This window comes from Variovorax multivorans (genome assembly GCF_051216835.1).
Taxonomy (GTDB): Bacteria; Pseudomonadota; Gammaproteobacteria; order Burkholderiales; family Burkholderiaceae_C; genus Variovorax.
This window is the reverse complement of sequence record NZ_JBPJZL010000023.1, coordinates 1-24,134: the sequence shown is the minus strand read 5'-3', so window position 1 is coordinate 24,134 and position 24,134 is coordinate 1. Positions and strand designations below refer to the sequence as shown.

The 24,134-nt window shown below is 61.7% G+C and carries 27 protein-coding genes and 5 pseudogenes; 18 read left to right on the top strand and 14 right to left on the bottom strand.

Annotated elements, in window-relative coordinates:
• Window positions 1-12 precede the first annotated feature (12 nt).
• Genes ACSFCA_RS34070 through ACSFCA_RS34055 form a run of 4 tightly spaced genes read left to right on the top strand, consistent with a single transcriptional unit; the run spans window position 13 to window position 2,058 of the window.
• On the top strand, window positions 13-420 hold the full coding sequence (locus ACSFCA_RS34070; protein WP_435462607.1) for a roadblock/LC7 domain-containing protein: 408 nt from the start codon (window positions 13-15) through the stop codon (window positions 418-420).
• The gene (locus ACSFCA_RS34065) at window positions 417-965 is read left to right on the top strand and encodes a hypothetical protein (RefSeq protein WP_435462606.1); all 549 of its coding nucleotides are present in this window, start codon (window positions 417-419) and stop codon (window positions 963-965) included. Before ACSFCA_RS34070 ends, ACSFCA_RS34065 begins: the two co-directional genes overlap by 4 nt.
• The gene (locus tag ACSFCA_RS34060; RefSeq protein ID WP_435462605.1) at window positions 962-1,396 is read left to right on the top strand and encodes a roadblock/LC7 domain-containing protein; all 435 of its coding nucleotides are present in this window, start codon (window positions 962-964) and stop codon (window positions 1,394-1,396) included. The genes ACSFCA_RS34065 and ACSFCA_RS34060 overlap by 4 nt, the downstream gene beginning before the upstream one ends.
• Window positions 1,393-2,058 carry a DUF2621 family protein gene (locus tag ACSFCA_RS34055; protein ID WP_435462604.1) on the top strand — a complete coding sequence of 222 codons (666 nt, stop codon included), beginning with the start codon at window positions 1,393-1,395 and terminating at the stop codon, window positions 2,056-2,058. Before ACSFCA_RS34060 ends, ACSFCA_RS34055 begins: the two co-directional genes overlap by 4 nt.
• A gap of 131 nt (window positions 2,059-2,189) precedes the next feature.
• Here ACSFCA_RS34055 and ACSFCA_RS34050 read toward each other — a convergent pair whose 3' ends face one another.
• Window positions 2,190-2,933 carry a response regulator gene (locus tag ACSFCA_RS34050; RefSeq protein WP_435462603.1) on the bottom strand — a complete coding sequence of 248 codons (744 nt, stop codon included), beginning with the start codon at window positions 2,931-2,933 and terminating at the stop codon, window positions 2,190-2,192.
• A 101-nt stretch (window positions 2,934-3,034) separates the two neighbouring features.
• Window positions 3,035-4,072: a LysR family transcriptional regulator gene (locus tag ACSFCA_RS34045; RefSeq protein ID WP_435462602.1), complete on the bottom strand. Its 1,038-nt coding sequence runs from the start codon at window positions 4,070-4,072 to the stop codon at window positions 3,035-3,037.
• 156 nt (window positions 4,073-4,228) lie between these two features.
• Here ACSFCA_RS34045 and ACSFCA_RS34040 point away from each other — a divergent pair, with 156 nt between their 5' ends.
• Together ACSFCA_RS34040 and ACSFCA_RS34035 are read left to right on the top strand one after the other, a co-directional pair.
• Window positions 4,229-4,381, top strand: a complete 153-nt coding sequence (locus ACSFCA_RS34040) for a hypothetical protein (protein ID WP_435477474.1) — start codon at window positions 4,229-4,231, stop codon at window positions 4,379-4,381.
• A gap of 215 nt (window positions 4,382-4,596) precedes the next feature.
• Window positions 4,597-4,752 carry a hypothetical protein gene (locus ACSFCA_RS34035; protein ID WP_435462601.1) on the top strand — a complete coding sequence of 52 codons (156 nt, stop codon included), beginning with the start codon at window positions 4,597-4,599 and terminating at the stop codon, window positions 4,750-4,752.
• A gap of 165 nt (window positions 4,753-4,917) precedes the next feature.
• Here the strand turns inward: ACSFCA_RS34035 and ACSFCA_RS34030 are convergent, their stop codons facing one another.
• Window positions 4,918-5,184 (bottom strand): hypothetical protein, encoded by a 267-nt coding sequence (locus ACSFCA_RS34030; RefSeq protein WP_435462600.1) that lies wholly within the window; start codon window positions 5,182-5,184, stop codon window positions 4,918-4,920.
• A 79-nt stretch (window positions 5,185-5,263) separates the two neighbouring features.
• On the opposite strand from ACSFCA_RS34030, the gene ACSFCA_RS34025 reads away from it, so the two are divergent.
• Window positions 5,264-6,688: a glycoside hydrolase family 28 protein gene (locus tag ACSFCA_RS34025; protein WP_435462599.1), complete on the top strand. Its 1,425-nt coding sequence runs from the start codon at window positions 5,264-5,266 to the stop codon at window positions 6,686-6,688.
• A gap of 885 nt (window positions 6,689-7,573) precedes the next feature.
• Here ACSFCA_RS34025 and ACSFCA_RS34020 read toward each other — a convergent pair.
• Entirely contained in the window at window positions 7,574-7,867 is a 294-nt protein-coding gene (locus ACSFCA_RS34020) for an addiction module antidote protein (RefSeq protein ID WP_435462598.1), read from the bottom strand.
• Window positions 7,839-8,159: a type II toxin-antitoxin system RelE/ParE family toxin gene (locus ACSFCA_RS34015; protein ID WP_435462597.1), complete on the bottom strand. Its 321-nt coding sequence runs from the start codon at window positions 8,157-8,159 to the stop codon at window positions 7,839-7,841. Before ACSFCA_RS34015 ends, ACSFCA_RS34020 begins: the two co-directional genes overlap by 29 nt.
• A 178-nt stretch (window positions 8,160-8,337) precedes the next feature.
• On the opposite strand from ACSFCA_RS34015, the gene ACSFCA_RS34010 reads away from it, so the two are divergent.
• The 4 genes and pseudogenes from ACSFCA_RS34010 to ACSFCA_RS33995 all read left to right on the top strand — a co-directional run bounded on the left by ACSFCA_RS34010 (window position 8,338) and on the right by ACSFCA_RS33995 (window position 11,080).
• Complete coding sequence (locus ACSFCA_RS34010) at window positions 8,338-8,577, top strand: hypothetical protein (RefSeq protein WP_435462596.1); 240 nt, start codon at window positions 8,338-8,340, stop codon at window positions 8,575-8,577.
• Between the two features lie 125 nt (window positions 8,578-8,702).
• Complete coding sequence (locus ACSFCA_RS34005; protein ID WP_435462595.1) at window positions 8,703-9,074, top strand: hypothetical protein; 372 nt, start codon at window positions 8,703-8,705, stop codon at window positions 9,072-9,074.
• 674 nt (window positions 9,075-9,748) lie between these two features.
• Window positions 9,749-10,222: a hypothetical protein gene (locus ACSFCA_RS34000; RefSeq protein WP_435474809.1), complete on the top strand. Its 474-nt coding sequence runs from the start codon at window positions 9,749-9,751 to the stop codon at window positions 10,220-10,222.
• Between the two features lie 86 nt (window positions 10,223-10,308).
• Window positions 10,309-11,080: pseudogene (locus ACSFCA_RS33995) on the top strand (SDR family oxidoreductase).
• Here ACSFCA_RS33995 and ACSFCA_RS33990 read toward each other — a convergent pair.
• From ACSFCA_RS33990 to ACSFCA_RS33980, 3 genes and pseudogenes are all read right to left on the bottom strand, one after another.
• Entirely contained in the window at window positions 11,065-11,313 is a 249-nt protein-coding gene (locus ACSFCA_RS33990) for a hypothetical protein (RefSeq protein ID WP_435462593.1), read from the bottom strand. The pseudogene ACSFCA_RS33995 and the gene ACSFCA_RS33990 overlap by 16 nt on opposite strands.
• Window positions 11,310-11,778: pseudogene (locus ACSFCA_RS33985) on the bottom strand (transposase); the annotation flags it as partial. The pseudogene ACSFCA_RS33985 and the gene ACSFCA_RS33990, both read right to left, overlap by 4 nt.
• Before the next feature lie 18 nt (window positions 11,779-11,796).
• Window positions 11,797-12,222: a MerR family transcriptional regulator gene (locus ACSFCA_RS33980; RefSeq protein WP_435462592.1), complete on the bottom strand. Its 426-nt coding sequence runs from the start codon at window positions 12,220-12,222 to the stop codon at window positions 11,797-11,799.
• Window positions 12,223-12,293: 71 nt separating this feature from the next.
• Between ACSFCA_RS33980 and ACSFCA_RS33975 the strand changes: the two genes are divergently transcribed.
• On the top strand, window positions 12,294-13,418 hold the full coding sequence (locus ACSFCA_RS33975) for a hypothetical protein (RefSeq protein WP_435477473.1): 1,125 nt from the start codon (window positions 12,294-12,296) through the stop codon (window positions 13,416-13,418).
• 76 nt (window positions 13,419-13,494) lie between these two features.
• Here the strand turns inward: ACSFCA_RS33975 and ACSFCA_RS33970 are convergent, their stop codons facing one another.
• On the bottom strand, window positions 13,495-14,286 hold the full coding sequence (locus ACSFCA_RS33970) for a winged helix-turn-helix domain-containing protein (protein ID WP_435462590.1): 792 nt from the start codon (window positions 14,284-14,286) through the stop codon (window positions 13,495-13,497).
• 276 nt (window positions 14,287-14,562) lie between these two features.
• Window positions 14,563-15,075 (bottom strand): annotated as a pseudogene (locus tag ACSFCA_RS33965) (IS110 family RNA-guided transposase); the annotation flags it as partial.
• Window positions 15,076-15,597: 522 nt separating this feature from the next.
• Here ACSFCA_RS33965 and ACSFCA_RS33960 point away from each other — a divergent pair.
• The 4 genes and pseudogenes from ACSFCA_RS33960 to tnpC form a co-directional block, all read left to right on the top strand.
• Entirely contained in the window at window positions 15,598-16,749 is a 1,152-nt protein-coding gene (locus ACSFCA_RS33960) for an ATP-binding protein (protein WP_435462588.1), read from the top strand.
• Between the two features lie 95 nt (window positions 16,750-16,844).
• Window positions 16,845-17,246 (top strand): IS66-like element accessory protein TnpA, encoded by a 402-nt coding sequence (tnpA, locus tag ACSFCA_RS33955; RefSeq protein ID WP_435462587.1) that lies wholly within the window; start codon window positions 16,845-16,847, stop codon window positions 17,244-17,246.
• A complete protein-coding gene (gene tnpB, locus ACSFCA_RS33950; RefSeq protein ID WP_435462586.1) occupies window positions 17,243-17,584 on the top strand; it encodes an IS66 family insertion sequence element accessory protein TnpB in 342 nt (113 codons plus the stop codon). The genes tnpA and tnpB overlap by 4 nt, the downstream gene beginning before the upstream one ends.
• Before the next feature lie 95 nt (window positions 17,585-17,679).
• Window positions 17,680-19,173: pseudogene (gene tnpC / locus ACSFCA_RS33945) on the top strand (IS66 family transposase); the annotation flags it as partial.
• A gap of 92 nt (window positions 19,174-19,265) precedes the next feature.
• Here the strand turns inward: tnpC and ACSFCA_RS33940 are convergent.
• Genes ACSFCA_RS33940 through ACSFCA_RS33930 form a run of 3 tightly spaced genes read right to left on the bottom strand, consistent with a single transcriptional unit; the run spans window position 19,266 to window position 22,439 of the window.
• The gene (locus ACSFCA_RS33940; protein ID WP_435462585.1) at window positions 19,266-20,267 is read right to left on the bottom strand and encodes a tyrosine-type recombinase/integrase; all 1,002 of its coding nucleotides are present in this window, start codon (window positions 20,265-20,267) and stop codon (window positions 19,266-19,268) included.
• Window positions 20,260-21,216, bottom strand: coding sequence for a tyrosine-type recombinase/integrase (locus tag ACSFCA_RS33935; RefSeq protein WP_435462584.1), 957 nt, complete (start codon window positions 21,214-21,216; stop codon window positions 20,260-20,262). Before ACSFCA_RS33935 ends, ACSFCA_RS33940 begins: the two co-directional genes overlap by 8 nt.
• Window positions 21,213-22,439 (bottom strand): tyrosine-type recombinase/integrase, encoded by a 1,227-nt coding sequence (locus ACSFCA_RS33930; protein WP_435462583.1) that lies wholly within the window; start codon window positions 22,437-22,439, stop codon window positions 21,213-21,215. The genes ACSFCA_RS33935 and ACSFCA_RS33930 overlap by 4 nt, the downstream gene beginning before the upstream one ends.
• 176 nt (window positions 22,440-22,615) lie before the next feature.
• Between ACSFCA_RS33930 and ACSFCA_RS33925 the strand changes: the two are divergent.
• Window positions 22,616-22,822 (top strand): annotated as a pseudogene (locus tag ACSFCA_RS33925) (transposase domain-containing protein); the annotation flags it as partial.
• The gene (locus ACSFCA_RS33920; protein ID WP_435462582.1) at window positions 22,819-23,322 is read left to right on the top strand and encodes a hypothetical protein; all 504 of its coding nucleotides are present in this window, start codon (window positions 22,819-22,821) and stop codon (window positions 23,320-23,322) included. The pseudogene ACSFCA_RS33925 and the gene ACSFCA_RS33920, both read left to right, overlap by 4 nt.
• Window positions 23,323-23,488: 166 nt before the next feature.
• Here the strand turns inward: ACSFCA_RS33920 and ACSFCA_RS33915 are convergent, their stop codons facing one another.
• Entirely contained in the window at window positions 23,489-23,950 is a 462-nt protein-coding gene (locus ACSFCA_RS33915) for a PaaI family thioesterase (RefSeq protein WP_435462581.1), read from the bottom strand.
• Window positions 23,951-24,134 lie beyond the last annotated feature (184 nt).

The following is a 24,134-nucleotide window of genomic DNA, read 5'->3' as shown; positions in this document are numbered from 1 at the left end:
GCGAGCGAAACCGTGGCCACCCACATCGCCGTAGCGCCAACGCAGGCCAGCCGGGCGCGGTCGGTCCTGCGTACCTTGAAAAGCACGCATGGGGCCATCGAAGGCTGCGCCTTCGTGACGAGCGATGGCAGGGGGGTGGCATCCGCACTCGGTCCGGACATGGATCCCGACCGCTTCGGCGCGATGTGTGCCGCGCTCATCGCTTTGGCCTCGCGGGCAGCACGTGAAGCCGCCCGCGGAGAGCTCCTGCAACTGATCATCGAGGGCCGGGACGGGCCGATGCTGGTCACGCATGCTGGCTTGCACGGCGTGCTGTCCGTTTCGGCCAAGCCTCAGTGCCCGCTGGGTCGCCTGATCCTGGACGCCAGAACCACCGCGAATTCGCTGGCCAAGATCTTCGACGGTGAAGCCCCTCCATGACAGCCGGCGTGCAACGCTTCATCGACCTCACGCCCCAAGGAGCGCTCATAAGCACGGTTGGCCCCGCAGCCGACCTACGGGGCCGGTTGCTGCGCGCCTTGCTGCTGCGGGAGCCCCATCGTGCGTGGAGTGGCGAAGAACTCGCACAGCTGTTGCCGCATGAGCAGGCACACACAGCTCGGGCGCTGTTCGGCCTTCACCGCGTGGGCTGGATCGCCGTCAGCTTGGTGCCACCTGCACCTGAAGAACGACACTGGGCTTCTCTCCAGCTTGACCTGGAATCGCTGATCGACGACGGTGCCACGCTGGCTGCGTTGCTCGATCACGATGGTTTCGTCATTGCGCAGGCGGGAGGGGACGCATCGCTGGCCGATGATCCGCTCTCCGCGCCGCGGCAGGATGCGGTGCAACTGCACGTCGGCGACGGCGCACTGAGGGCGACCTACGGTTTCGCGCTGCAGGGAACGCCGATGGAAAAGTGCCCGTCGTTGGTGAGGCTCATACGCCGTCTTGCCTGTAGGCGATCGGGCCATGAATACGCATGAGCTCCTTCGTTTCTGATCTTCACGAAAGCACGTCGCTGGACGCGCATTTGCAGGCCGAGCTGCGTCGCCTGCATGAGATGTGTCACGACCTGCAAGCCGCCGCCATTGCCACCGACGAAGGCTTGGCCTTGTGCGCATCGGGCAGCGAACTGCCCGACGTGGCCTGCGCAACAGCTGCTTTCCTGCTCAATTGGCTCAATACGCATCTGGGGATGCTGCAAGTCGGCGGTGCGTGCGAGGTGATGATCTGGACCAGTTCCGGTCCGTGCTACATCGCGCGTATCGCCTCGCTGCCTTATGTGATTGCGCTTTTTGCAGCCGGCCAGATGCCTGCCGCGGCGTTGCGCCACGCGGGCGCCCTTGCTTCAAGCCGCCTCGTCCCTGTGCTCACTCCGCTGACCGAACGCTCCATCGAGCACGACAACGCATGATGAATCAACAACCGCCTGTCGTCTTTGGCGTGAGCCACATCCGGCTACCCGTGCACAGCCTTGCTCGCTCGAAGGCCCTCTATCGCGATGTACTGGGTTTCGAGGAACGAGACCAAGGCACGGGATGGTGCGAGCTGGACGCAGGCGGAACCATCGGGCTGCTGCTCGTGGAGTCCGAGCACATCGAACAGCATGCCAGTCTTCGACTGTTGACGGCCAACGTGGAGGCCGCACTCGATGCGCTGCTGTCGCGAGGCGGCTGCACACTGGCCGAAGACGTGACCAGAACGGCCGAAATGACGCTCACCGCGACCGTGCGCGACGCTGACGGCCATCTGTTGACCGTATGGCGCACGTTGACCGAAGACGAATACGACGCTGCGCCGGAGCTGCCCAAAGTACTTGCATGGGACGACGATGCCGAGGTGCTGCTCAAGCAGTTGCTCAAGAGTGTGCCGGCTCTCTTTCGCGGCATTGCTCGGCGCAAAGTCGTACGGGTGGTGGAAGAGCTCGCGGCAGGTAGCCGTATGGTGATGCGTGAGGAGGTGATCCGGGGTTTCATCCTGGCGAGCCCGAAAGTCACGCGGGAGCGCAATCGCAAGCCACTCATGGATGCCGGCATCGACGTTGATCGCTACCGGGGCGACTGGGAAGCCGACTGACACCAGTCAATCGGCCTCCCACAAAGTACCCAGGATCGGCCGCTGTTGTCTAGGCGCTCGCTGCATGGGTCATGGGTATAGCGCTGCGACAGGCAGTGCCGGTAGCGTAAGCAGGGGCTGACCTGAGTCGTTCATTGGCGGTGGCGAACTGCATCGCCCCTGCCGCTGGGCTCGAACATATAGCCCACACCCCAAACTGTCTGGATGTACGAAAACGGTCCGTCCTCCAGGAGCTTTCGAATGCGTGAGACCTGCACATCCAGACCTCGTTCGAAGGCGCCGTGATCGCGGCCACGTGCCACCTGAGCGAGTTTTTCCCGTGACAGCGGCTGTCCTGCATGGCGGGCCAGTACTTTGAATATCGCGAACTGAGCAGTCGTGATGCTCAGAAGCCGGCCGTCTTTCCGAAGCGTGCGCGTGCTCATGCTGAATTCGAACGGCCCGAATCGGACTGATTCGTCTCCGATCGAAGGCCCACCCGGCTCCTCCCTTGGAGGACTTCTGCGCAGGATGGCCTGGATGCGGGCACGCAGTTCCCGTGGATTGAATGGTTTGCAGACATAGTCGTCGGCCCCCATCGTCAAGCCCGCGATTCGGTCAGCATCTTGAACCTTTGCACTCAGGATGATGATCGGTGTTCGTACGCCCGCGGCACGCAGTTGCAGACAGATCGAGAGGCTGTTCTCGTCTGGCAACTGCAGGCCAAGCACGATGAGGGCAATGGCGCGGCGATGCAGAATCGCGGAAAGTGATGCACCGTCATCGGCCTCGAATACTTCAAAGCCTTCCTGCGAAAGATAACTGCCGAGCAGTTCTCTCACGTGCGAATCGTCATCGACGATCGCGATCGCGTCGCCACCATGGGCTGTCATCATAGAAACAAACCTTCGCGCATGAGCGATGTTGGGCAAGGCCTCGCCGACTTATTCAACGCGGCTGCCCGCGCGTCTTCGCTCTTTTCAAACTCGTCTTGCTCTTACGCAGAGACGAAGGACAGCTCGGCTCTGACTCGCATAAGCGCGTCTTGAGTCTCAGCAGATGGTCGGAGAATCTGACCTGGCTGACCTGGCTGACCTGGCTGACCTGGCTGACCTGTCCGGATCCCGGTGCTAGGGCCCCACTCCAGCAAGCTGAGCTTCTCCACCGCCATGTCGGCGAACGCCGACACCGCCTGCGGAAGCTGTTGGCGACTCGTGTAAAGAACATTCAGACCGCAACCGGCCCGCTTGTACTGCGGCAGAACAGGGACGAGCTTGCCCGACTCCACGTCGGCAACGGTCAAGACCGAGGGCAGTGCAGCGATTCCGAGTCCGGCGCAGGCAGCCAGTCGCTGCGCATCCAGGGAATCGCTGATGAAACGCCCGCTCACTTTGACATCAACCTCTGTGTCATCGGGGCCCTGCAGGCGCCAGGTGGAGCAGTTGCCGGAGTCCGGCGGCGAAATCACGCACTCGTGCTTCGTCAGTTCCTGCAGGGTCGTGGGGGCCCCGTGCGCCGCGAGATAGGCCGGGCTGGCAAGCAACTCTCCATAGCTGGTGAAGATCTTCCGTACAACGTAGCTTGAGTCCGACAAAGGACCACCGCGGAAAGCGATGTCGATGCGCTCGGCGATCAGGTCGGCCAGGAGGTCGCTGAGCACGAACTCGAGCCTCACCAGTGGATGCTCGTCGAGGAATGCATTGGCCCATTCCATCTGGAAGAGCTTGAAAAAATTAACTGGCGCTGCCACCCGCACCAAGCCCTTCAGTTCTCGGTTGTCCATCCTCTGCCGCCGACCGGCCCTCATCAGCTCCTGGACTGCCGGGCCACACTGCTCATGAAAATCCTGGCCCGCGTCCGTCAATGTCAAGTTTCGGGTGGAGCGCTGCATCAGCCGGACACCGAGGCGTGTTTCGAGTTGTTGGATGCGCCGGCTGACGGTCGCTGGTGGCACGCGTAGGCGTCGGGCCGCCTTGGCGAAACTGCCACAGCACACAACCTCCACGAACATCGCGACATCATTGAGATCGAGCACAGGGGTCTTTCATCGGAGGGAGGTGTGCTGTCCTATCGTGTGTCGGACGTGCTTCGGTCCTTGCCGGTCACCGATTTCCATGAATTTGAATCCAAATTCATGGAAATACCCGAGTAACCCATTAAGATCGTTTGCCGCCAAACGAGATGCCTCGCAATGACTGGAATTGTTGATTCCAACTTCTGCAAGATGGCGTTTGCACTACCTTTTGATTATGAAGTTGCATCAACTGGTTGTTCAAATCAATCAATTAAAATCATCGCAAAAGTTTGGCAAGACGATCACACAACCGTCTTCATCGCTTCATGATCAGTGTGCGAAGAGGCGCCCCACCGAGGCAATCGGTGCGTACGCGAGACGCAGCGCCTCCACACCACCATGGTGATCGTGTCGTAGACCGGCAGCAGCCCACCCCTTGCCGATGCCGATCTTCAGCAGCGCGAAGGTCGTCACAGTCCATGATGATCGTTAAACCGTAGCAGCGAGAGTCCGATAAGCAGCGGTTGCTGCCGGCGGCCGAACGCGTGGCTGGCAAGGACTCGGGCAGGGAGGTTTTTGAGCTGCCCATCTATCTCTCGCAGTTTCCCTTCCCCAATGTGCTGGGCATGGTTGAGTCGCGCGCGTTCGCGCCGTTCCGGCACATGCTCTACAAGTGGTACTGGCTGCGCGACGAGAAGTAGGCGTGCGCTGAAGATGAATGGGGAAGCGCGAGGCCGCGCCGCATTCGATCATCCATGAAAGACAGCACCTCATTTCTGCTTCTAGTCATAGATGCCTCGAATGCAAAGAATTGGCGGCCTCCGCCAAGTTCAACTCCCCTCCATGAGCGACCCAACAGTTTCCATTCAACCATTTGCGCAAGGCCCCAACTTCATCGCCAACGCACGCTGGCTGACCGGCATTGCGCTGGTTTCATGTGTCGCCGCTTGCGGAGGAGGAGGTGGTGGTAGCGGCTCATCGCCGGCGGCCCTGGCTTCCTCCGCCTTGGCTTCCTCTGGCTCCTCTGCGTCGGCGGATGCGGGTTCCGCGACAATGTCGGCGTCTGCCGCATCGGCATCGAACAGTGCATCGTCGTCCTCATCGTCCTCATCGGCTGCCGCGAGTGTCGGCACCCAATGGGGCACCGTCAGCGAGCCTGCATTGCCAAGCTCGGCCGCAGTGTGCGCCACACTCGCAGCCCGGCTGAGTCCGGTGAATGATTCGCTCGACGCTGCCGACGGCAATGCCTCGACCTCGCAGCCCGATGCCCAGCGCATCCAGGGCGCCATAGACGCCTGCCCCACGGGCCAGGCCGTGAAGCTGGTGCAAGGCAGCTCCGGCGAAGCGGGTTTTCTCAGCGGCCCGCTGCAACTGAAGGCCGGCGTGACGCTGTGGATCGACAGCGGCGTGACGCTCTTCGGTTCACGCAACCCGGCGGACTACGACAACGGCCCCGGCACCTGCGGCACTGCGACCTCGTCGGACGCCAATGCCTGCGATCCGCTCATCAGCGTGAACAGCGCGACCAACAGCGGCATCGTGGGTGACGGCACGATCGATGGCCGCGGCGGCAGCCTGCTCACCAGCGGCCCGAACGCGGGCCTGCGCACCTGGTGGGACGTGGCCTACCAGAACAAGACCTCCGGCCTGAACCAGCAGAACCCGCGAATGATCCAGGTGAAGAAAGGCAGCGCCTTCACGCTCTACCGCATCACGGTGCAGAACTCGCCGAACTTCCACATCGTGACCAGCGGCGTGAAGGGCGTGACCGCATGGGGCATCAAGATCCTGTCGCCGAGCCTGGTCTACACAAGAGCCGGCTATGCCTGCCCTGCGGGAACGACGCCGGACGCGGTAACGCCGGCCACCTGCTTCACGCCCGACACGGTGAAGAACACCGATGGCTTCGATCCGGGCCAGTCGAGCCAGGTGCTGCTGGCCCACTCCTACATCAGCGTCGGAGACGACCACGTGGCAGTGAAGTCGCACAGCGGTCCGGCTTCGAGGCAGCTGACCTTTGTGCACAACCACTTCTACTATGGTCACGGCATGTCGATCGGCAGCGAAACCGATGCGGGCCTGAGCCAGCTTGCGGTCAACGACCTGTCCATCGACGGCTTCGACAGCGTCAACGGAGGCGGCTTGCGCATCAAGTCGGACTCGTCGCGCGGCGGTTCGGTCGACAACGTGAGCTACAGCCAGGTCTGCATGCGCAACGTGCGCCGGCCGCTGGTGTTCGATCCGTTTTACAGCGGCTCGACCGGCAGTCTCTATCCGTCTTTCGCCAACATCTCGATCAGCGACTTGCACAACCTGGGCAGCAACAAGTACGGCGGCGGCCTGCTCACCTTCGTCGGGTACGAGCTCAATGGACAGAAGAACCCGCTGACCATCTCGCTGGACAACGTGGTGTTCGACGGCACCCAGCCGACCTTCGAGGCCGGGCATAGCGGCGGCCCCCAGCCCGCGGCCACGCATTTCAGCTTCGGGCCGGGCGCGGTGAGCTTTGCATCGGCCATCACCGAGTCGGCGGCGAAAGACGTCACGGTCACCGGCCCGCCCGGGAACTCGACGGCCATCGATTGCAGCTCGGCCTTCGTTCCACTGAGCTCGGTGCTCGCGAGTTCGCCGATCTGATTGGCGGTCGGTGTTGTGTTGCAATCGCATTTTTTCAAAGTGCAGGCAGCAGACGCCATGAGTACGCCCTGTTGGATTTCGGTGGGGCGACGGGCGTGGAGTTGATCGCAGGCGAACATCCACAACGGTCCGGAGTCGACAAGCCCGTGCTGCAGGCGATTTACGCGCTGACTTCCGCCGAGTGACACCAATTCGTGATGAATCATGCGTTGGAGGATTTTCACCATGCATCTGCGTGATGCACTCTTGAGAGCTCAGTTGAAGTAGCAGTTTCCGAAACATCGATACGACGCTGGCCCCAACGCCAAGCGCCTGCACTCCGCGCTCGGCTATCGTCCACCCGACGAATTCGAATCCAAACTCGCTCGGCAGGTGGCTTAATTCGGACGAACCCGATGGTCAGCCGCAGAGGTTCACTCCACTCGCATCTCGAAAAGAGTACCTTTTATTTTGTAGAAATTCAGCGCACTTTCTTTTGGTTTTGATCGCGTCTAAAGTGAAACAACAGGAAAAAAGCAAGCCAAGGAAGCAACCAAATTAACGAGACATTTTTGCTCGTTCCTCTGCAGCGCTCGCCTCGTGGCTGCGACGGTGGGTTGGTGAGGCTGGCGGTTGAAGTTGTGTGCCTCTGTCTGATCGCATTGCACGGTTGCCGGATATTGTCGATTCGGCCGGAGGCACGTTTCGCTGGCTGCTCGAACATCCACAGGCAAGGATCTTGAGGGCATTTTCTCCAATGCTTGTTGAATTCCGCAGATCTCTGACCCTGGGATCAGTCCTGACTGAAAAGAAACGCCACGCACAAAGTGCGTGGCGCCGAAGACCGGTCAAAGGGAGGAGGGAGGAGGAGGCTGACCGGCCGGTGCAAAGTGTACCGGCCAGCTATCAGGTATGTGCCGGCTCCACCGTCAGCTTGAAGCCCAGCGCGTTGATGACCTTGAACAGGGTATCGCTGCTGGGTGCCCTTTCTCCCGAGAGGCTCTTATACAAGCTCTCGCGGGAGAGACCCGTGTCCTTGGCGAGTTGGGCCATGCCTCGCGCGCGCGCAATGGCGCCCAGCGCTCCAGCAAGCTCGGCCGGGTCGTTGTCATCCACCACCTGGCGCAGGTACTCCACCATGTCTGCCTCGCTGGCGAGGTAGTTGGCGATGTCAAATGGACGGGTCTTGATCTTGCTCATTTCGCAACTCCAGAGCCATCTTTTTGGCTCGTTCAATGTCGCGCTGCTGGGTCGACTTGCCGCCACCACCCAGCATGACGATGATGGCCCCATCCTGCTCAATGAAATACATGCGCCAGCCGGGGCCAAAGAACTCACGCATCTCGGAAACACCTTCATCGACGGGCTCTACGTCGCCGAGGTTCCCTCGGCGTGCTTTGTCGAGCCGACGGGCCAGTCGGATGCGCGTCATGCCATCCTTCAGACCCGCAAGCCACTCGGAGAACTCATCGGTTTCGATGACCGTGAACATGGAGGTATTGTAGCCGGAAGGATACAGCCATGCAACCGCCACTCCAAGTGGTCCGACTGGAGAGAGGCGGCATTTCACCGCGCCTCGACACGCTCGCTGGCTCGATCAAGCGAGCTGGTGCGATGAGCAAAGCGTACCAATTTACGGAAAGGACGATCACCCACCCTGACCCTCGTCGATGGGGCTGGAGGCCGCGGCGGGCAAGGACAAGGTCGCGGAAATCCTGCCGTCGATGGGGTCGGAGGATTTCGGCGCGTTCGGCACCACGGGCGTGCCGGTGGTCTTCTGGATCCTCAACGCCTCGCCTTATCCGGACCGCGCCGGCCCGACGAACCACTCGCCGCTGTTCACCATCGGCGAATCTGAGATGCGTATCGGGGTGCGGGCATTGACCGGCGCACCTGACGCGCGCCAGTGACACTTCGCCCTGAAAGTTCGTGGCGTGACGTTTGGGAACGTTCTTCACAGTAACGATGTACGCGGTGGCACATGGCCGGCCGTTGGACACGCATCAGGGCTATTTCTCGCCCTTCAGGAGATGAAATGACTTTTCCCCGAGCTGCTCTCAAGCTGGTTGCCGCAGGCTTCGTCGCTGCCGGTGCCTTGTTCATCGCCGCATCGGCCAATGCGGGCACGAGCTGGTCCATTGGCGTCGGCGTCCCCGGCCTGGTCGTGAGCGAGCCCGCACCGGTCTACTACGAGCCCGCGCCTGTTTACTCGCGCCCGGCCCCGACCTACTACCAACCCGCGCAGCCGGCATACTCCGTCCCGGCACCCGTCTACTACGAGCCTGGATCCCGCTGGGAAGAACGTCGCGCGGAGCGTTGGGAAGAGCGCCGCGCAGAGCGCCGTGAATGGCGTCGCCGGCAATGGGAGCGCGAGCAGTACAGGCGTTATTACGAGGATCGCGACTGATTAGTGCAAGCGCAGGCAACGTCGATCGGTACGAATCTGCCGAGGCGCTATTGCGCCGCGAAGATCGAACTGCGGCGTACTCAACGTACGCCGTTAACCCTCCTCACACTGGCTCGCTTCCGGGCATCGAACGGCGGGCCCTTGCCATCTATCGCGCCCGCCTGACTGTCGGGCTGCATTCAAGACCAGCGTCGCAGACGCCGCGATTTGCGCCGTCATCTGATCATTGAGCCCTGTACGGAGCGTAGGGGGTAGGCTCCAAAGGAACCACTCTACAGATACTGCGGTGAAAGCAACGCCTGTTATGAGCAAGGACATGAACTCCATTTTTCTTACCTTCACTGAAACACGCTGCGAGCAACGGGGAAGTCTGCATCTCTTTCGCACACTCGCCTACCCACTATTTGGCGTAGCCCATACCTGATTGAGCATGCTCACGATGAGAATGCGCATGATTCACGTCCTCTTCATCAAGGAGTAATTAACCGAATCGCGCTACTTTGAATGTTGCCTTGCGCCATGTACCTATGACCTTCATGTTTCGTAACGTCGTAATCCCCGCAACCGTTGATTTGCACTTCGAGAAGTAATTCACGAATCGAGCATGTGTGCAAGAAAAATGCACGAGCGCAAGTCCAAGTGCGTCCAGATACTCGCGTGGAAGGCTTTCACACATGAAAGAACCGGGAATGACCAGTGGGCAGAACACATACAGTGCCAGTGGACTCATCTGCACGATGGAGATTCCCATCCTGACGAGGAATGAGAACTACAAGTACCTCCCCGTTGTTGCCACCTTTCGGTGGCTGCCAGGCGAAAGCGTGAATGACTGGGTCATGCCCAATGGTAGACCGCGCAGTGACAGGGAACTCGCGGCCGAGATCCTGATTTCGATTCGTCGTGTACAGGAGGCAGGGAGTTCTTCACCATCGCGAAAGCTCAGCGTTTCGCACGTCCTCGAACTGGACCGCGCCGCCGCACTGGTGGTCTCGACGTTTCTATCGGCTCTGCCTCGACTCGGCGAACCCGCTCTCGATACCAGGCAGCAACGATTTGCTGAGGGCGAAAGGGAGTTTTCTCTACGACCCCTGTCGTATGGAGTTCAGGAGATCTGGCCGTGGAACTCAAAATCTACTCGCGTCACCTGACCGCTTCCTGGAAGGTGGTGCTGCTGCCTATCGATAGGTCAAGAGTTTCCGTCACGCATCACGTCGCTCTACCAAGGAGTTCATTCATGTCCGCACGCACTCTCAAGAACAAGGTCGTCGTCATCGCCGGCGGTGGCAAGAACCTCTGTGCCCTCATTGGCCACCAGATGGTCGACGGCGGCGCCCGCGGCGTCGCCATTCACTACAACAGCGACGCCTTGCGCGCCGACGCCGAGAAAACAGCCGCCGCGCTCAAGGCCAAGGGCGCCGACACGCTGCTGGTGCAGGGTGATCTCTCGGTGGTCGACAACAGCGTGAAGCTGTTCGACCAGGCCGTGAAGCATTTCGGGCAAGTCGACATCGCCATCAACACCGCCGGCGTGGTCATCAAGAAGCCGATCCTCGACGTCACCGAGGCCGACTACGACAAGAGCTTCGACGCCAACGCCAAGGCCGCTTTCTTCTTCATCCAACAGGCTGGCCGCACGATGGCCGATGGCGGCAGCATCGTCACGCTGGTGAGCTCGCTGCTGGCGGCCTACACGCCGTTTTATGCGATCTATCCGGGCTCGAAGGCGGCGGTGGAGCACTACACGCGCGCCGCGTCGAAGGAGTTCGGCGAGCGCGGCATCTCGGTCAACGCCATCGGCCCCGGCCCCATGGACACGCCGTTCTTCTACGGGCAGGAGAGCAAGGAGGCCGTCGAGTACCACAGCAGCGCCGCCGCGCTCAGCAAGTTCTCGAAGAAGGGCCTGACCGACATCGAGGACATCGCCCATCGTGCGCTTCCTTGTCACCGAAGGCTGGTGGATCACCTGGCAGACGATTTTTGCCAACGGCGGCTACACCACACGCTGATTCACGCGCTGATCCGACCGATTGACCGGCGTTGCCGTCAAGATGAGCGGCAAGACGAAGGCATTTTGCGAATACAAACAAGCAAGCATTAGCAGTGCTGTTGAATTTCGGCCCTCGATGCCGATTAAGGTGCTCGTCGCGAGGTCCCCGGAGCTGTTTGGCGGTTTCGTGATCGCGTCATTGCGCACGGCACACGATGCCGTTGCGCTTTTCGCGCTGGTGCGGTGCTTCATTGCGCCACCGTCTGCGGCATCGAACGGAAGATTCGAGCCATCCGCACGATGTTGCTCGCAGTCATCGTCAACTTGAACTGCTGGTCCACGCGCTGGAGCCCGCGGTAGACCGTCTGCCGGATGCGCCCCACCGTCTTGCCCCAGCCGAAATGCATCTTCGATGCGCTTTCGCTTCGTCTGGCTCACTGCGTAACCGGGATGTCGGGTCGTCCTCGCATCGATTGCGCTGCCGCCCCAGCGCGTCGCATAGCTGGCCACATGCGGCGTGACGCGCCGCTCGCGGCACGCCTGCACGAAGTCGCGTGTGTCGTAGGCCTTGTCCGCGGCAATTGTTCTTGGGTGCTTGCCCGGTAGCGTATCCAGCGCCGCAGCACGCTCGCCGTAGTCATCGGCGTGCGTGACCACCGCGCCCACCACCAAGCCCGATCTGTGCTCCATCAGCACATGGCCTTGGTAAGCAAGGATGCGTGCCTCGTCAGTTGCTCAACAGCGCTGCACACATTGGCACGCGTGCAATTCGGCGATCAATGCACAGGACTTTTCGTTGGCACTCGAGTGGCAGGCTTGCACCAAGTGCTCCAGGATCGACTCAAGCTGGCGCAATTCAGCCAACTCGGCGCGCACGTCCACAAGCTTGCGTTCGGCCAACTCACGCGCTTGGGCGCAATCCGTCTTGTCGTCCAGCCTGAGCAGGCCCGCGATTTCGTCGAGGCTGAAGCCAAGGCGCTGGGCGTACCTGATGAAACGCATGCGCCCAAGGTCGTTTTCTCCGTAGCGCCGGATACGACCCTGGAGGCGTTGCGGCTCCGGCAGCAGGCCCTTGCGCTGATAGAACCTGACCGTCTCCACCCCGACACCCGAGACCTCGGCAAATGCACCAATGCTTAGGCTGTCAACGTGGTGATTCATTTGGCTTGACTCCGTACTTCGGTACGGAACTAATCTTACTTCAGTGGAAACAGTTTGAAACCTAAATCATCGTGATCAACTACCTCGTGGCTGTTCCCCGGCCAATGCCGTCCACAAGCGCCCCCGTACGTTCCAGGGATGAGGCCATGGAGGAAGCGGTGTCGATTTCGGCGCTCGCCCGCCATCGCCCGACGTCGCACGAGGACGAGGACGATGATCGGTACCTGCCATGCAGGCCAAAGGCGCCAGCCGTTGCGCTGCCCGCGCTGTGCTTCGCAGACATCGACGCCGCCCAGTACATTGGTATCGAGATCGAGGCCTTTCCTCTGACTTCCTTTGCTTCTTCCGGCGCAGACAATGGCGAATGGCTGGAAATTCCCAATTCGGCAGGCGTGCGCACCGTCCCGATGTATTTGGTGCTCTTGCGAAACAGATCTGGCGTCGCCGAGCGGATCGCCGATTTCGCCACCTGTGTCGAGGCAGTCGACTATGCCGAATCCATCATCGCGCTTCAGTTGAATCGAGGATTTCACTGGACGCGAAGCGGCAGGATCTTTGATATTTACTGCGTCACTGGGCGCCTGGGCGATTCGCTGTTCCTGGGCAAGGAATCAATGCCCGGTATGCCTCGGTGGGTTAGGAATCCGGCCGATGCCATGCAGTTCAACTGCGGTATTGAGGAGGAGAAGATGCCCAAGTCCTTCTTGCCGGACGGCCAGTTTGACAAGCGCTCCTGGCTGGCCGCCAAGGTTCTTTTTGAGCGAGCCCGAAAAGCGGAAGTTGCCTCTTCGACAACAGTCATCATCAAGACCGAGCCGAAACATCGATTCGCCCCGTCGTTCGCACAGGTCCAAGTGGACGAAGAACTCTGCGTCGAGATCATGCGTCTGCAACGGTTGTGCATTGACAGAGAACTCGGCGAGGTTCGCCTGGACATTGCTCCGTTGAGATGGGGCCCTGATGATGCTCGCACGGATCTGGCACTATTTCGCGATCAGTTGATCGTCACCCAGACCGCTTTCCAGTTCGCGGTGCAGTCAGGCGCATTGTGTGGCCGCGTCAAGACCTGCGCACAGAACATCGTCGCTTTTATTCGGTCCGTAGACACGCATCGCCCCGAGCAGGGCGTGTTGTTGATGGAAGAGGAAGACGACCGCGTCACTTCGGCGAATGACAATAGCGAAGACGTGACCTGATACCTCTGCATGTGCGGACGTCGCAGCCAACGCGACCACACCTTTGGCGCAGCGGCTGCGCCTCGCAGACCGACTTCTAGAGAGCTTGCGACGCCACACTCAACTGATAGCCCCGTGTCCGGATCGACTGCAGTTCCAGGCCATGCAGGTCAGCGCGCAGCCGAAGCTTCTGCCGCAGGCCCGACAGGTTCATGTCCAGCGATCTCGAGTTCGACTGGCGGCCCTGTTCCCAGACCACCGAGCGCAACCAATCGCGAGTCAGAGGACGGCCCATGTTTCGAAAGAACTCCACGGCCAGGTCAAACTCGATGGGCTTCAGCTTGACTTCGTCGCCGGCCACTTCCGCCGTGTTCAAGCGCAGGTCGAAACGGTAGGCACCCCATTCGACAAGCGGCGCGGCCACAGGCATCTGTTGGTCTTGAAGGCATGACGCCATCAACTGGTACGTTCCGCTGAGCGATCCGGGAGTCACGATGACGGCATCGGCCACGCCTCCATGCAGGATCGACAGTTCTCGGGCATGGCTCCTGGAAGTGCTCACAATCATGGGAATGTCGATTCCCAGAAACTCTCGCAATTGGGCGATGAGAAACTCCCCCCAGTCGAGATTGTCCAGGCAGGCCAGCACCAACGCTTCGAAGCGCGGCTCTGGTGCGAGGCATTCCTGCAGCAAGTCCTTGACGCAGGTGAAAGCCACTGGCACATAGCCCAGCCGCCGGATCGCTCGGCGCATGCGTTTCCTGGTGCACAAGTCGGGGTCGAGCACGGCAATGCGAGAGGCATTGAGCTCATGCAGCGGTGCTGCTGGCCGCATCAAGGTCTCCACGAAGCCGACAAACGATGAAGAGAGATCATTCTGATTCTGCATCGAAACTAGGGATGGTCTTATATGGGCGCCTCCCGGATTGCAAGAACTCGTGTGTGTGAAGAATCAGGAGGCAGGGCTGCAGTCTTATATCCGGCCTGTTGTGCAGGCGGATATGCCTGCTGGCCCTGATGGTTTTCGCTGACGAGGTTCCCATCTGCAGATCGAGCTCTTCGCTCTTAATCCCTATCGGAGTGTCCCCGTCCCGGTCCAACCTGTCTGTCCCTTCACGCGTGTGGTCGCTTGCTCTCCTTCAAAGCGGTCGTCTATCAATCCTTGTCAGTGCGCGGGCTGCCACGCTTCAGGGCGCCAGGCTTGTCCGCGTGCCAGTACAGCCCAGATCGTTCGCGCCAGCTTGTTCGCTACCGCGGCAACAGCCACGCTATAGGGCCGCCGCTGCAACAGTGCTGTCACCCATGGCCATGTCGAGCTGTCCTTTGATCTGATTACGACGGCTCGAGCACCGTGCATCAGCAGCGTTCGCAGGTAGGCATCGCCACGTTTGCTGATGCCGAGCTGCCTGACCCGTCCACCCGTGCCAGTTTGGCGCGGAACCAAGCCGACCCATGCGGCAAACTCCCGAGCATCCTTGAATGCCGACGGCGTGCCCATGCTGGCGACCACGGCCGTCGCCGTAAGAAGACCAATGCCGGGGATTTCGGCGACGGCCTTGCATGCCGGTATTTCTCGCATCTGCTGCGAGAGCCGTCGCTCGATGAGGCCGATGTCAGCCTGCAGCTGCCGGACTCGCCTGATCTGCTCATCCAGACTGTCCACGAGCATCGCTGGCAGCCAAGCATGTGTCCTACGTTATCGCCGCATTTGCGGTGGTGCTGGTGATACAGGCGTGGGATTTCATGAAGGCCGTTCAGACGGTGCGAGTCGTTGCTGTTTGAAGGTTGGGCAGATGCGCGCCCGGATCGACTGGCCCAACTGGAGGCCGTCATTGAATGCACTGACGGGCGTGATGGCTCGAACTTGTTTCTTGTGGCCGATTGCGCCATGAAGGCGGGTGGTGAAAGCCTGCGTGCCGTTGTCGCAGCGGCCGAGGATCGAGCCGATTCGGCCATGTCCTTTCCACTGTCCCTCTTTGCGCGCTGATCGCGGGGGCGTACCCGTTGCGTTTCAGAGGAGCGTTGTTGGAGCTGGCAGGTTGGCCGGCAGCCGGGACACGGCATATTGAGCATCGTCGGGGGGCGGCAGCGCTGGGGCGGTTTTCAAGTTCCTATAATTCTCTATAATCAACTGTAATTCGATGTATTCGCCCCTTTCGGGGCTATCTTGGTGCGGCCTCATGTGGCTGGAGGTCCCTTCATGCCAAACCCCGTTTTTCATCGTACTCAGCTTGCCGAGCAGATGGTCAAAGCCATCATGGCCTCTGCCGTGGGATCCGCATCGGCTTCTGGGCTGTTTCTGGCTGCCCCAAGGCGGACGGGCAAGTCGACTTTTGTGCGTGAAGATCTGCGGCCGGCACTACAAAATGCCGGCGCGATCGTGATGTACGTTGACCTGTGGGCCAACAAACAGGCCGACCCAGGCACGGTGATCGTCGCCGCAGTGCGTGCGGAGCTCTCCAAGCACGACGGCATTGTGGCCCGCCTGGCGAAGTCTGCGGGCCTCGAAAAAGTCACGGTGGGCGGCGTTGCCTTCTCGCTCGATCGTGTGGGTCTGGGTAAGGAAGTCTCTCTGAGCGGGGCGCTGGCGGCACTGTCGGACGAGACGAAAAAACCGATCGTCTTGCTTATTGACGAAGCTCAGCACGCGATCACCACTGAAGCCGGATACGACGCGCTGTTCGCACTCAAGGCCGCGCGTGACGAACTCAACAGCAGCGCACATCATGGCCTGCGGATCGTGGCCACCGGCTCGAATCGCGACAAGCTCGCGATGCTGCGCAACAGTAAAGACCAGGCGTTCTTCGGGGCACCGCTAGTCAGCTTCCCGGTGCTGGGGTTGGACTACGTCGAGTGGTTCTGCCACGGCGTGGCTCTACCGGGCTCACTGGATCCAACGGAAGTGATGAAACTCTTCGAGCGCGCGAGCTTCCGGCCCGAGATCATAGGGGCCGCCGCTGATACCTTGCGCTTCGATTTCGGCCTCCATCCGGCGAATGTCGGTCCTGCCTTCGCGAAGGCAGTCGACGAGCAGATCGAGGAAGCCGACGTTCAGACTCTGAGGGTCATTCACGCGCTGACGCCGCTGCAGTCGGCGGTGCTGCGCGTTCTCGCCTCGGAGGGGGAGAATTACGCACCGTTCGAAGCCAGCACCATGCAGAGTTACCGCGCGGTACTCAAGGCGATTGCGCCCGACGAGACCGTGACGCCGGAGGTCTCGAACGTACAGCAGGCGCTCGTTGCGCTTCAGGAGAAGTCGCTCGTATGGAGGGAGAAGCGGGGCGTGTATTCCCTCGAGGAAAGTACAACTGCAGAGCTACTGCGTCGTCACGGATTGCTTGACGGTCATTGATTCCAGAATCTTGGGCGTGAGCGTCCAGTCCGACCATCTTGAAAGCCGGTTCGGAGCATAGGAGCCTCGAGTCCACTTCAACTCTTGGTGGACACGTGAACACTATCCCCGATCAACAAGCCGGCAGTGGCCGGCGGCGTCGCATGCACAGTGACGAGTTCAAGGCCGGTGCGGTGGCGGCCTGCGCGCAGCCTGGCATGTCGATGGCCGCAGTGGCAATGGCTCACGGCATCAACGCCAACCTTCTGCGGCGATGGGTGCACGAGGCCGAGATGAAGCCAAGAAGCGAGGTCGTGCGCGCAGACGTCGTGGATGCAGCCAAGGCGCAAGAGCCCAAGACCGTCTTCGTGCCGGTCAGCTTGCCGACACCGGCGCCACCTGCTCAGGCCCCAGACATTCGCATCGAGCTGCGGCGTGGGCCCACGACGGTCACGGTGACCTGGCCGGCAGGTGCCGCCAGCGACTGCGCGGCCTGGATGCGCGAGCTGCTTCGATGATCCGCATCGACGCGATGTGGCTGGCCGCCGACCCCATCGACATGCGCGCCGGCGCCGACCGCCTGTTGGCGCACGTCGTGCAAGTCTTCGGTGCAGCGCACGCTCACCACGGCTACCTGTTCGCCAACGCCCGCGGCACCCGCATCAAGCTCCTCGTGCACGACGGCTTCGGCGTCTGGTGCGCGGCACGCCGGCTCAACGCGGGCCGCTTCGCGTGGGTGGCGGCCACCACGACATCGCCCATATCCTTGTCGCTCACCAACGCGCAGTTCGATGCGCTGGTCCTCGGCCTGCCGTGGGAACGACTGCCAGAATTGAGCACCATCACGCGGGCCTGACAGCAACATCGACGCTGGCACTCGACAGCGCCAGCGTCGATGCAATTCGTGCTTGCTCCGATGCGCTGCATGCGGGGTCCTGGCACCATGCCGTGATGCTCGGCACGCACGATCTTCCCCCGCTCAACCTGCAGGCACTCCCGCCCGAAGCGGCGGCCTGGGTCGCCCGTTGGCAGCATGCTGAACAGCAACTCGCCTTGCGTGACCAGGCTCTTGTTGATCGCGACATCGAGCTGGGCCAAGCCAGGGATCTCCTGCAGCGCAAGGACCGCGACATCGCCTGGCGCGATGCCAAGATCGAGAAGATCACCTTCGAGTTGGCTCGCCTGAAGCGCTGGAAGTTCGGCGCCAGCTCCGAGGCGATGAACGCCGACCAGCGACGCCTGTTCGAGGAGACGATCGCCGAGGACGAGGCGAGCCTGCGTGCGCAGCTGGAACAGCTGCGAAGCGAAGCCGCCGCGACCACTGTCGACGTCAAGCCGAAGGCCGCGCCGCGGCGACCACGCCGTCAGCAACTGCCCGAGCACCTGCGTCGCGTCGAACACCGTCATGAGCCCGAGAGCACCGACTGTCCCGAGTTCGGCTGCGGTCGCCCGATGACGCGCATCGGCGAGGACATGAGCGAGCGGCTGGACATCGTGCCGGCCGAGTTCTTCGTGCATCGCTACATCTACGGCAAGTGGGCCTGCCGCTGCTGCCAGATCCTCAAGCAGGCGCCGTCCATCCCGGAACTGATCGAGGGTGGCATGGCCGCTAGCGGCCTCATCGCGCACACGCTCATCAGCCGTTGCGTCGACCACCTGCCGTACTACCGGCAAGAGGCGATCAACGCCCGCAGCGGTGTCCACACGCCACGTTCCACGCTGGCGGCTTGGGCCGGCCAGGCTGGCGCGGCGCTGGAGCCGCTCTACGAGATGCACAAGGCCTTCGTCCTCGCGTGCCGGGTCCTGCATGCCGACGAGACGCCGGTGGCGCTGCTCGATCCCGGTGCCGGCAAGACGCGCAAGGCCTACGTCTGGGCCTACGCGAGGAGCTGGCACGACGCCATGCCCGGCGTGGTCTATGAGTTCTGCCTGGGCCGTGGCGCGCAGTACCCGAAGGCCTTCCTCGCGGGCGACGTGCGACGGGGCCGAGCGCGCTGGTCCGGAACGCTGCTGACCGACCGCTACGGAGGCTACGACAGCGTGCTCGACCCGCGCATCCATGCTGACCGCATCGGCGCGGCTTGCGTCGCGCATGCACGCCGCAAGTTCGAGGAACTGGCGCGCGCCGGCACGAGCCCGATCGGCGACGAGGCGATCCGTCGCTATGCGCGGATCTATGCGGTCAAGGCCGAACTCAAGGGCATGAGCGACGGCGAGCGCAAGTCGCAGCGGCAGCAACTCGCCAAGCCGCTGTGGGCCAAGCTCAAACAATGGCTCGAACTCGAACGACGGCTGGTCGCGGGCGGCGGCACCGCGGCGGGCGCCATCGACTACACGCTCGGCCACTGGACCGCGCTGACGCACTACCTGGAGGACGGTGCAGTTGCGATCGACAACAACCACCTGGAGCGGCAGATCAAGCCTTGGGCAATGGGGCGCTGTAATGCGAAGTGCGCTTTTATGCGAAGTCGGGATGTCGATACTGCAATCAGGCCGAGGGACAGGGAAGAGCTTGCGCCCATGATGGCTTTGCATAATCACAGTGCCTGCAGGAACGCCAGCAGGGCCTTGGGCGGACGGTACGTCGTGGGTTTCACCCGCGGTGTCGTCAGGCGCGCCAATGCCCGCTCCTTCATCGCCAGGTCCGCCTCGACGTACATGTGTGTTGTCGCTGGACTCTCGTGTCCGAGCCACAAGGCAATCTCGCACGGGTCGGCGCCCGACTGGAGCAAGCACATTGCGGTGGCGTGCCGAATTAGGTGCGGCGACACAGACATGTTGATCAGGTCGGGGTACTTGCCGGAGGCGATTTGCACGGCGAGTTTCAGGCGCTGAGCGACGTTGGCCCGCGTCATGGGCTTGCCGTCGCGGCGCGCCAGCAGCGGCGAGTCGGCCTGAAGCTGTGGGTTCAGGTGGAGCCAATCCCGCACCGCTTTGGCAGCGGTCTTCCACAGCGGCAACGAGCGCTGCTTGCGCCCTTTGCCGTGCAGCCGGATGCTTGACGTCGGGCCGAGTACAACGTCTGCCACCCGAACGCCTAGGATCTCCGAGACTCGAGCCCCAGTGTTGAACATCAGCGCGAACATCAGGCGATCTCGCTGGCCGATCCAGGTGTCGCTCGGCGCATCGATCAAGGCGAGCATCTGCTCCCTGGGGACGAAGCCCACCATCTTGCGATCGAAGCGCTTCATCGGCACGGCCAGGGCCTGCTCGATGAGGCCCAGGTGCACCGGATCGCGTCGCGCGGCGAACTTCAGGAAGGAGCGCACCGCAGCCAGCCGGATGTTGCGGCTGCGCACCGAGCTGTGTCGTTCTTGCTCAAGGTGATCGAGGAAGCCGACCAGGAACTTCGCAGTGACGTCGGTCAGCTCCATGCTGTTGGGCTCCTTGCCCTGGCGTTGCGCGTAACGCAGCATCAGCACGAACGTGTCTCGGTACGAAGCCACTGTACACGGGCTCAGGGCTCGCTGCTGGACCATGTAATCGGTGAAGAACTCCTGCACCAGGGTCGCGAAGGTCGGCGATGTCGACTTACTCATCGTCGTCCCCTGTGAGCGAGAAGCGCTCGAACTTGGCGCCGACCATGTCCATCAATTCGGGTACGCCGGTGAGGTACCAGTAGGTGTCGGTGATCTTCGCATGGCCAAGGTACGTGCACAGCCAGAACATCGCCTGGTCAATGGACACGCCTGTCTCATGCCAGAGCTGAACGCGTCGAACCGCCATGGTGTGCCGAAGGTCGTGCAGGCGCGGGTTGACGTGGTCGCCTCGCGTGCACCATCCCAGTCGCGGTCGTAGGCGTTTGAACACCTGCTCGGCCGTGCTGCGGGGCAAGAATCCTCCGATGCGAGAGATGAAGAATGGCGCATCCGCGTCGGAGTGGGCGTACCGGTCGCGCGCGTGCCGATACTCCCTCAGCGCCTGCACCACGCTGGCATGGATCGGAAGACAGCGGGACTTGTGGAACTTGGTTTCCCGTACCGTGACCGTCGCGACCTCCAGATCGATGTCACCGACCCGAAGCTTCAACGCTTCGGAGATCCTGAGACCGACGGCGGCCAGAAGCCCGAACAGCGTGCGGTACATCAGCGGACGCAAGCCACCCAAGGGTGCCAAGCCATCGGCGTACCGCAGCAGTTGGAGGATCTCTTCGTCGGTGTAAATGTGCGGCGTCAGTCTGCGATGACCCCGGCCTAGCACGTTCGTCAGCAGTACTTCGGTGCCCACCTCGAATTGCCGGTAGTAGGCCGCAAACGGCCGCAGGATTTCGATCCTGCGCGCCGCGGTCACCGTGCTGGTGCGGTGAACATGCTGCCGAGCCCATTCAATCTGCAGTTCTCGCGTCAACGGCCCCTTGTGGCCGCGGTCGTCGGCGAAGCGGGCGAACCGCATCAGCTCGGTGGCCGGAGCCTTCAACGCGAAGCCGAGCTGCCGACGTTCCTTGAGGTAGCGCTGCACGGCCGCCTGCAGCGTCATCCCGGCTTTCATGCCGTGCTCCCCGGCCACGGCATCGCGACACCGCCAAGGCGATTCATGTCGACCTTGGCATAGATGAGTGTGGTATCAAGGTGGCGGTGGCGCAGCACATCGGCTACTTCCTTGAGTGTGCCCCCGGTTTCGAGCAGTCGACCAGCCAGGGTGTGGCGAAGGATATGCACACGGGTATAGGGCAAGCCACTGCGTCGATAGGCATTGCGCACGGTGTTGCGCACGACGTCCGGGCCAACGGGCTCGTCGATCGGCGCCACGTGCCGGACAAACACCTGCCGGTTGGCCGTTGGAGGTCGCTCCATGCGCAGATACTCGGCGATGGCACGACCGGTCGCCGGCGGCAAGGGCATCAGGTCCGCGCGCCGGGTCTTGCACTTGGCGATGCGCACGGTGCCGGCCGTCCAGTCGATATCGTCCAACGTAAGGCGGCTGACTTCGTGGGTTCGCAATCCGAGATCTACGAAGCACCGCACGATCGCGTATGAGCGAAGGCGAGAAGGCAGCCCAAGCGGGAAGGCATCGAGCAATCGCTCGACATCGCTGCGCGACAGCGTCTGCGGCAGCGGCGCCAAGCGCCACCGCGCCGGCGACCCAATCACCGGTAACAAATGCTCGACACGGTCGCCTTCGAAGGCTCTGAAGTGCAAGTAGCCGCGCAATGCCGTGGCGATCACGCCCCCACTGGCCGGCGACACGCGGTCGAGTTCCTGAGCAATGAATCGCCGCAGTTGCTCCGCACTCGGCGTGACCGCCGCAACCTTGCGAATTAATGCGTCCACGATCTTCAGTCGCCGAAGGCGAGTACTTCGAGCCAAGCCCCTGGCCTGTTGCATATGCTCGTCATAGCGGTGCAGTGCCTCTTCAATCGGATCGGCCCGACGTCTGTCTGTCACGATCCCGGAGTTCCCAAGAACTACTCTCAGGTGTTGCAGTGCAGCTCGAACTTGGTGGCGACAGCGATGCGCCAGGGACGGGCAAGTACAGCGTGGCAAATGCTCATCGATGAACCTCGCGATCGCGTGATCGATGTCATCCAGCGGATGACGACATCGACGAATCCATCGCGCGAAGTGCGCGAGGCAGCAGAGGTATGACCGCGCCGTGCTGGGCGCATAGCGCCGCTCGGTCAAGTAGCGCCAATAGGCAGGTACTGACGGCGCAAGTGCGCTCGAGCGAAGCCATGACGCGGCCGTCGGATGAAGGGTATCAAAAGCGTCCATGATCGTCTCCTGAGGTGGGGTTGACACCGCAGGAGACGCTTACTTTTATGCGAAGTCCAGAGCCATCCGGATGCGCCTCAGACCGCCGGGATCTGCCCTTTCGCCGATTTCGTCATGCGCGACTTCGCATAAAAGCGCACTTCGCATTACGCCGCTCATGCTCTTATGTTCATGAACGCCGGGCATGGTTGTTCGCCGGCAGCGAACTGGCCGGCCAACGCGCGGCCATCGTGATGAGCCTGGTGCAGTCGGCGCGGCTCAACGGTCATGACCCGTGGGCGTACCTGCGCGACGTGCTGCAGCGCCTGCCGACGCAGCGCAGCAGCCAGATCGAGGACTTGCTGCCGCACCGATGGCAGCCAGCGTCCGACGCGGCACCATGACCTTGCTCACGCAGGCCGTGATGGTCCGGGCGAACATCGACATCGACGGCATGAGCGCGCAACAGAAGGTTGAGCTGGCTGACGAAATCTACGTCCAGCAGCCCAACCTGCTGGCCTCCATCCTCGTGTTGTCTCGCTACGGTGTCGACATGCTGCAGCTTGAGGTGCCGATCCACGTTCTGCTGGTCGCGTTCCAGGCCATGAAGCACTGTGGGCACGCCTTGCCAACGATCTCTGAAGACGTCCAGGAAATCTGCTTGCAGCGGCTGATGGCGACGATGAGGTTCACCGAAGGCGTGCCGCCAGACCTCGTCGCGCAGATGATCACAAAGTTCTGCGTTGAGCACCCCGAGCGCTACCTGCTGGCATTTGTGTATGGCCACCTTGGCCAGCACGACCTGCTGCGCGTGCGAACTGACGCGGAACAGTTCTTGCTGCTGGCCGCCCTCAACCTTGTGGAGTGCGTTGCTCACGTCGGAGCACAGCTGCAGTCCAAGTGAACCGTGTGCGGCCGGTCAAGATGGGATGATTGGACGCTCACTCTTGGGCAGCATCTCGATGACTTCGAGTTCCAACTGAACCCCATGCTCAGCGGCATCGCCAGGGCTCTTGACGACGGATCCCGCAGCGAGTCGAGGAGTAGAACGCCAAAGGTGATCGGAGCCTTCAAGCAGGCTGTTTCTTCGGAGGATCCGGCAGCTTTGCAATAGTGCCTTGTGCCAGAGCGCAGAGCTTCTCGACATCTTCATTGAGCGCAAAGATCTCACAGGTGCAGACAGCTTGTGAGTTCCCGCTGTGAACGGACTTCGCACGCACGATCAGGCGTTGGCCCATCGCTGGCCTGACGTAGTTGATCTTGTATTCGGAGGTCACAACCGCCGCGCGCAGCGCCGTGCCACCGACAAATGTCAAAGCGTTATCGGCCAGGTAGCTGACGATGCCGCCATGAGCGAAACCGTTCTGCTGCGTGAGTTGCTCGGCGAGTGGGAGTTGGATTTCGGCATGGCCTGGCGAGAACGCATGGAGTTCGGCGCCGATCAACACGCTGAAGGGCTGAGCGGCCAGAATTTGCGACCCATTTCGAGGGGAGGCATCGGGCGAGAGCGATCTGGGTTTGCTGTCAGTCATGTGGCTTGAAACGAGAGAGGACTATGTCTACCGGAGTTCATTGATCGGTCGTAAGCGTACGGTCTAGCTTTCAATTACCCACAACTTTCGCCCCGAGTTGCATCCCGAGGACGATGTCAGTTAGACGTGTGAGCCCGCGCCACATGACGATGTTGCCGGGCGGAGGGTCGCCTTTGCGCGCGAG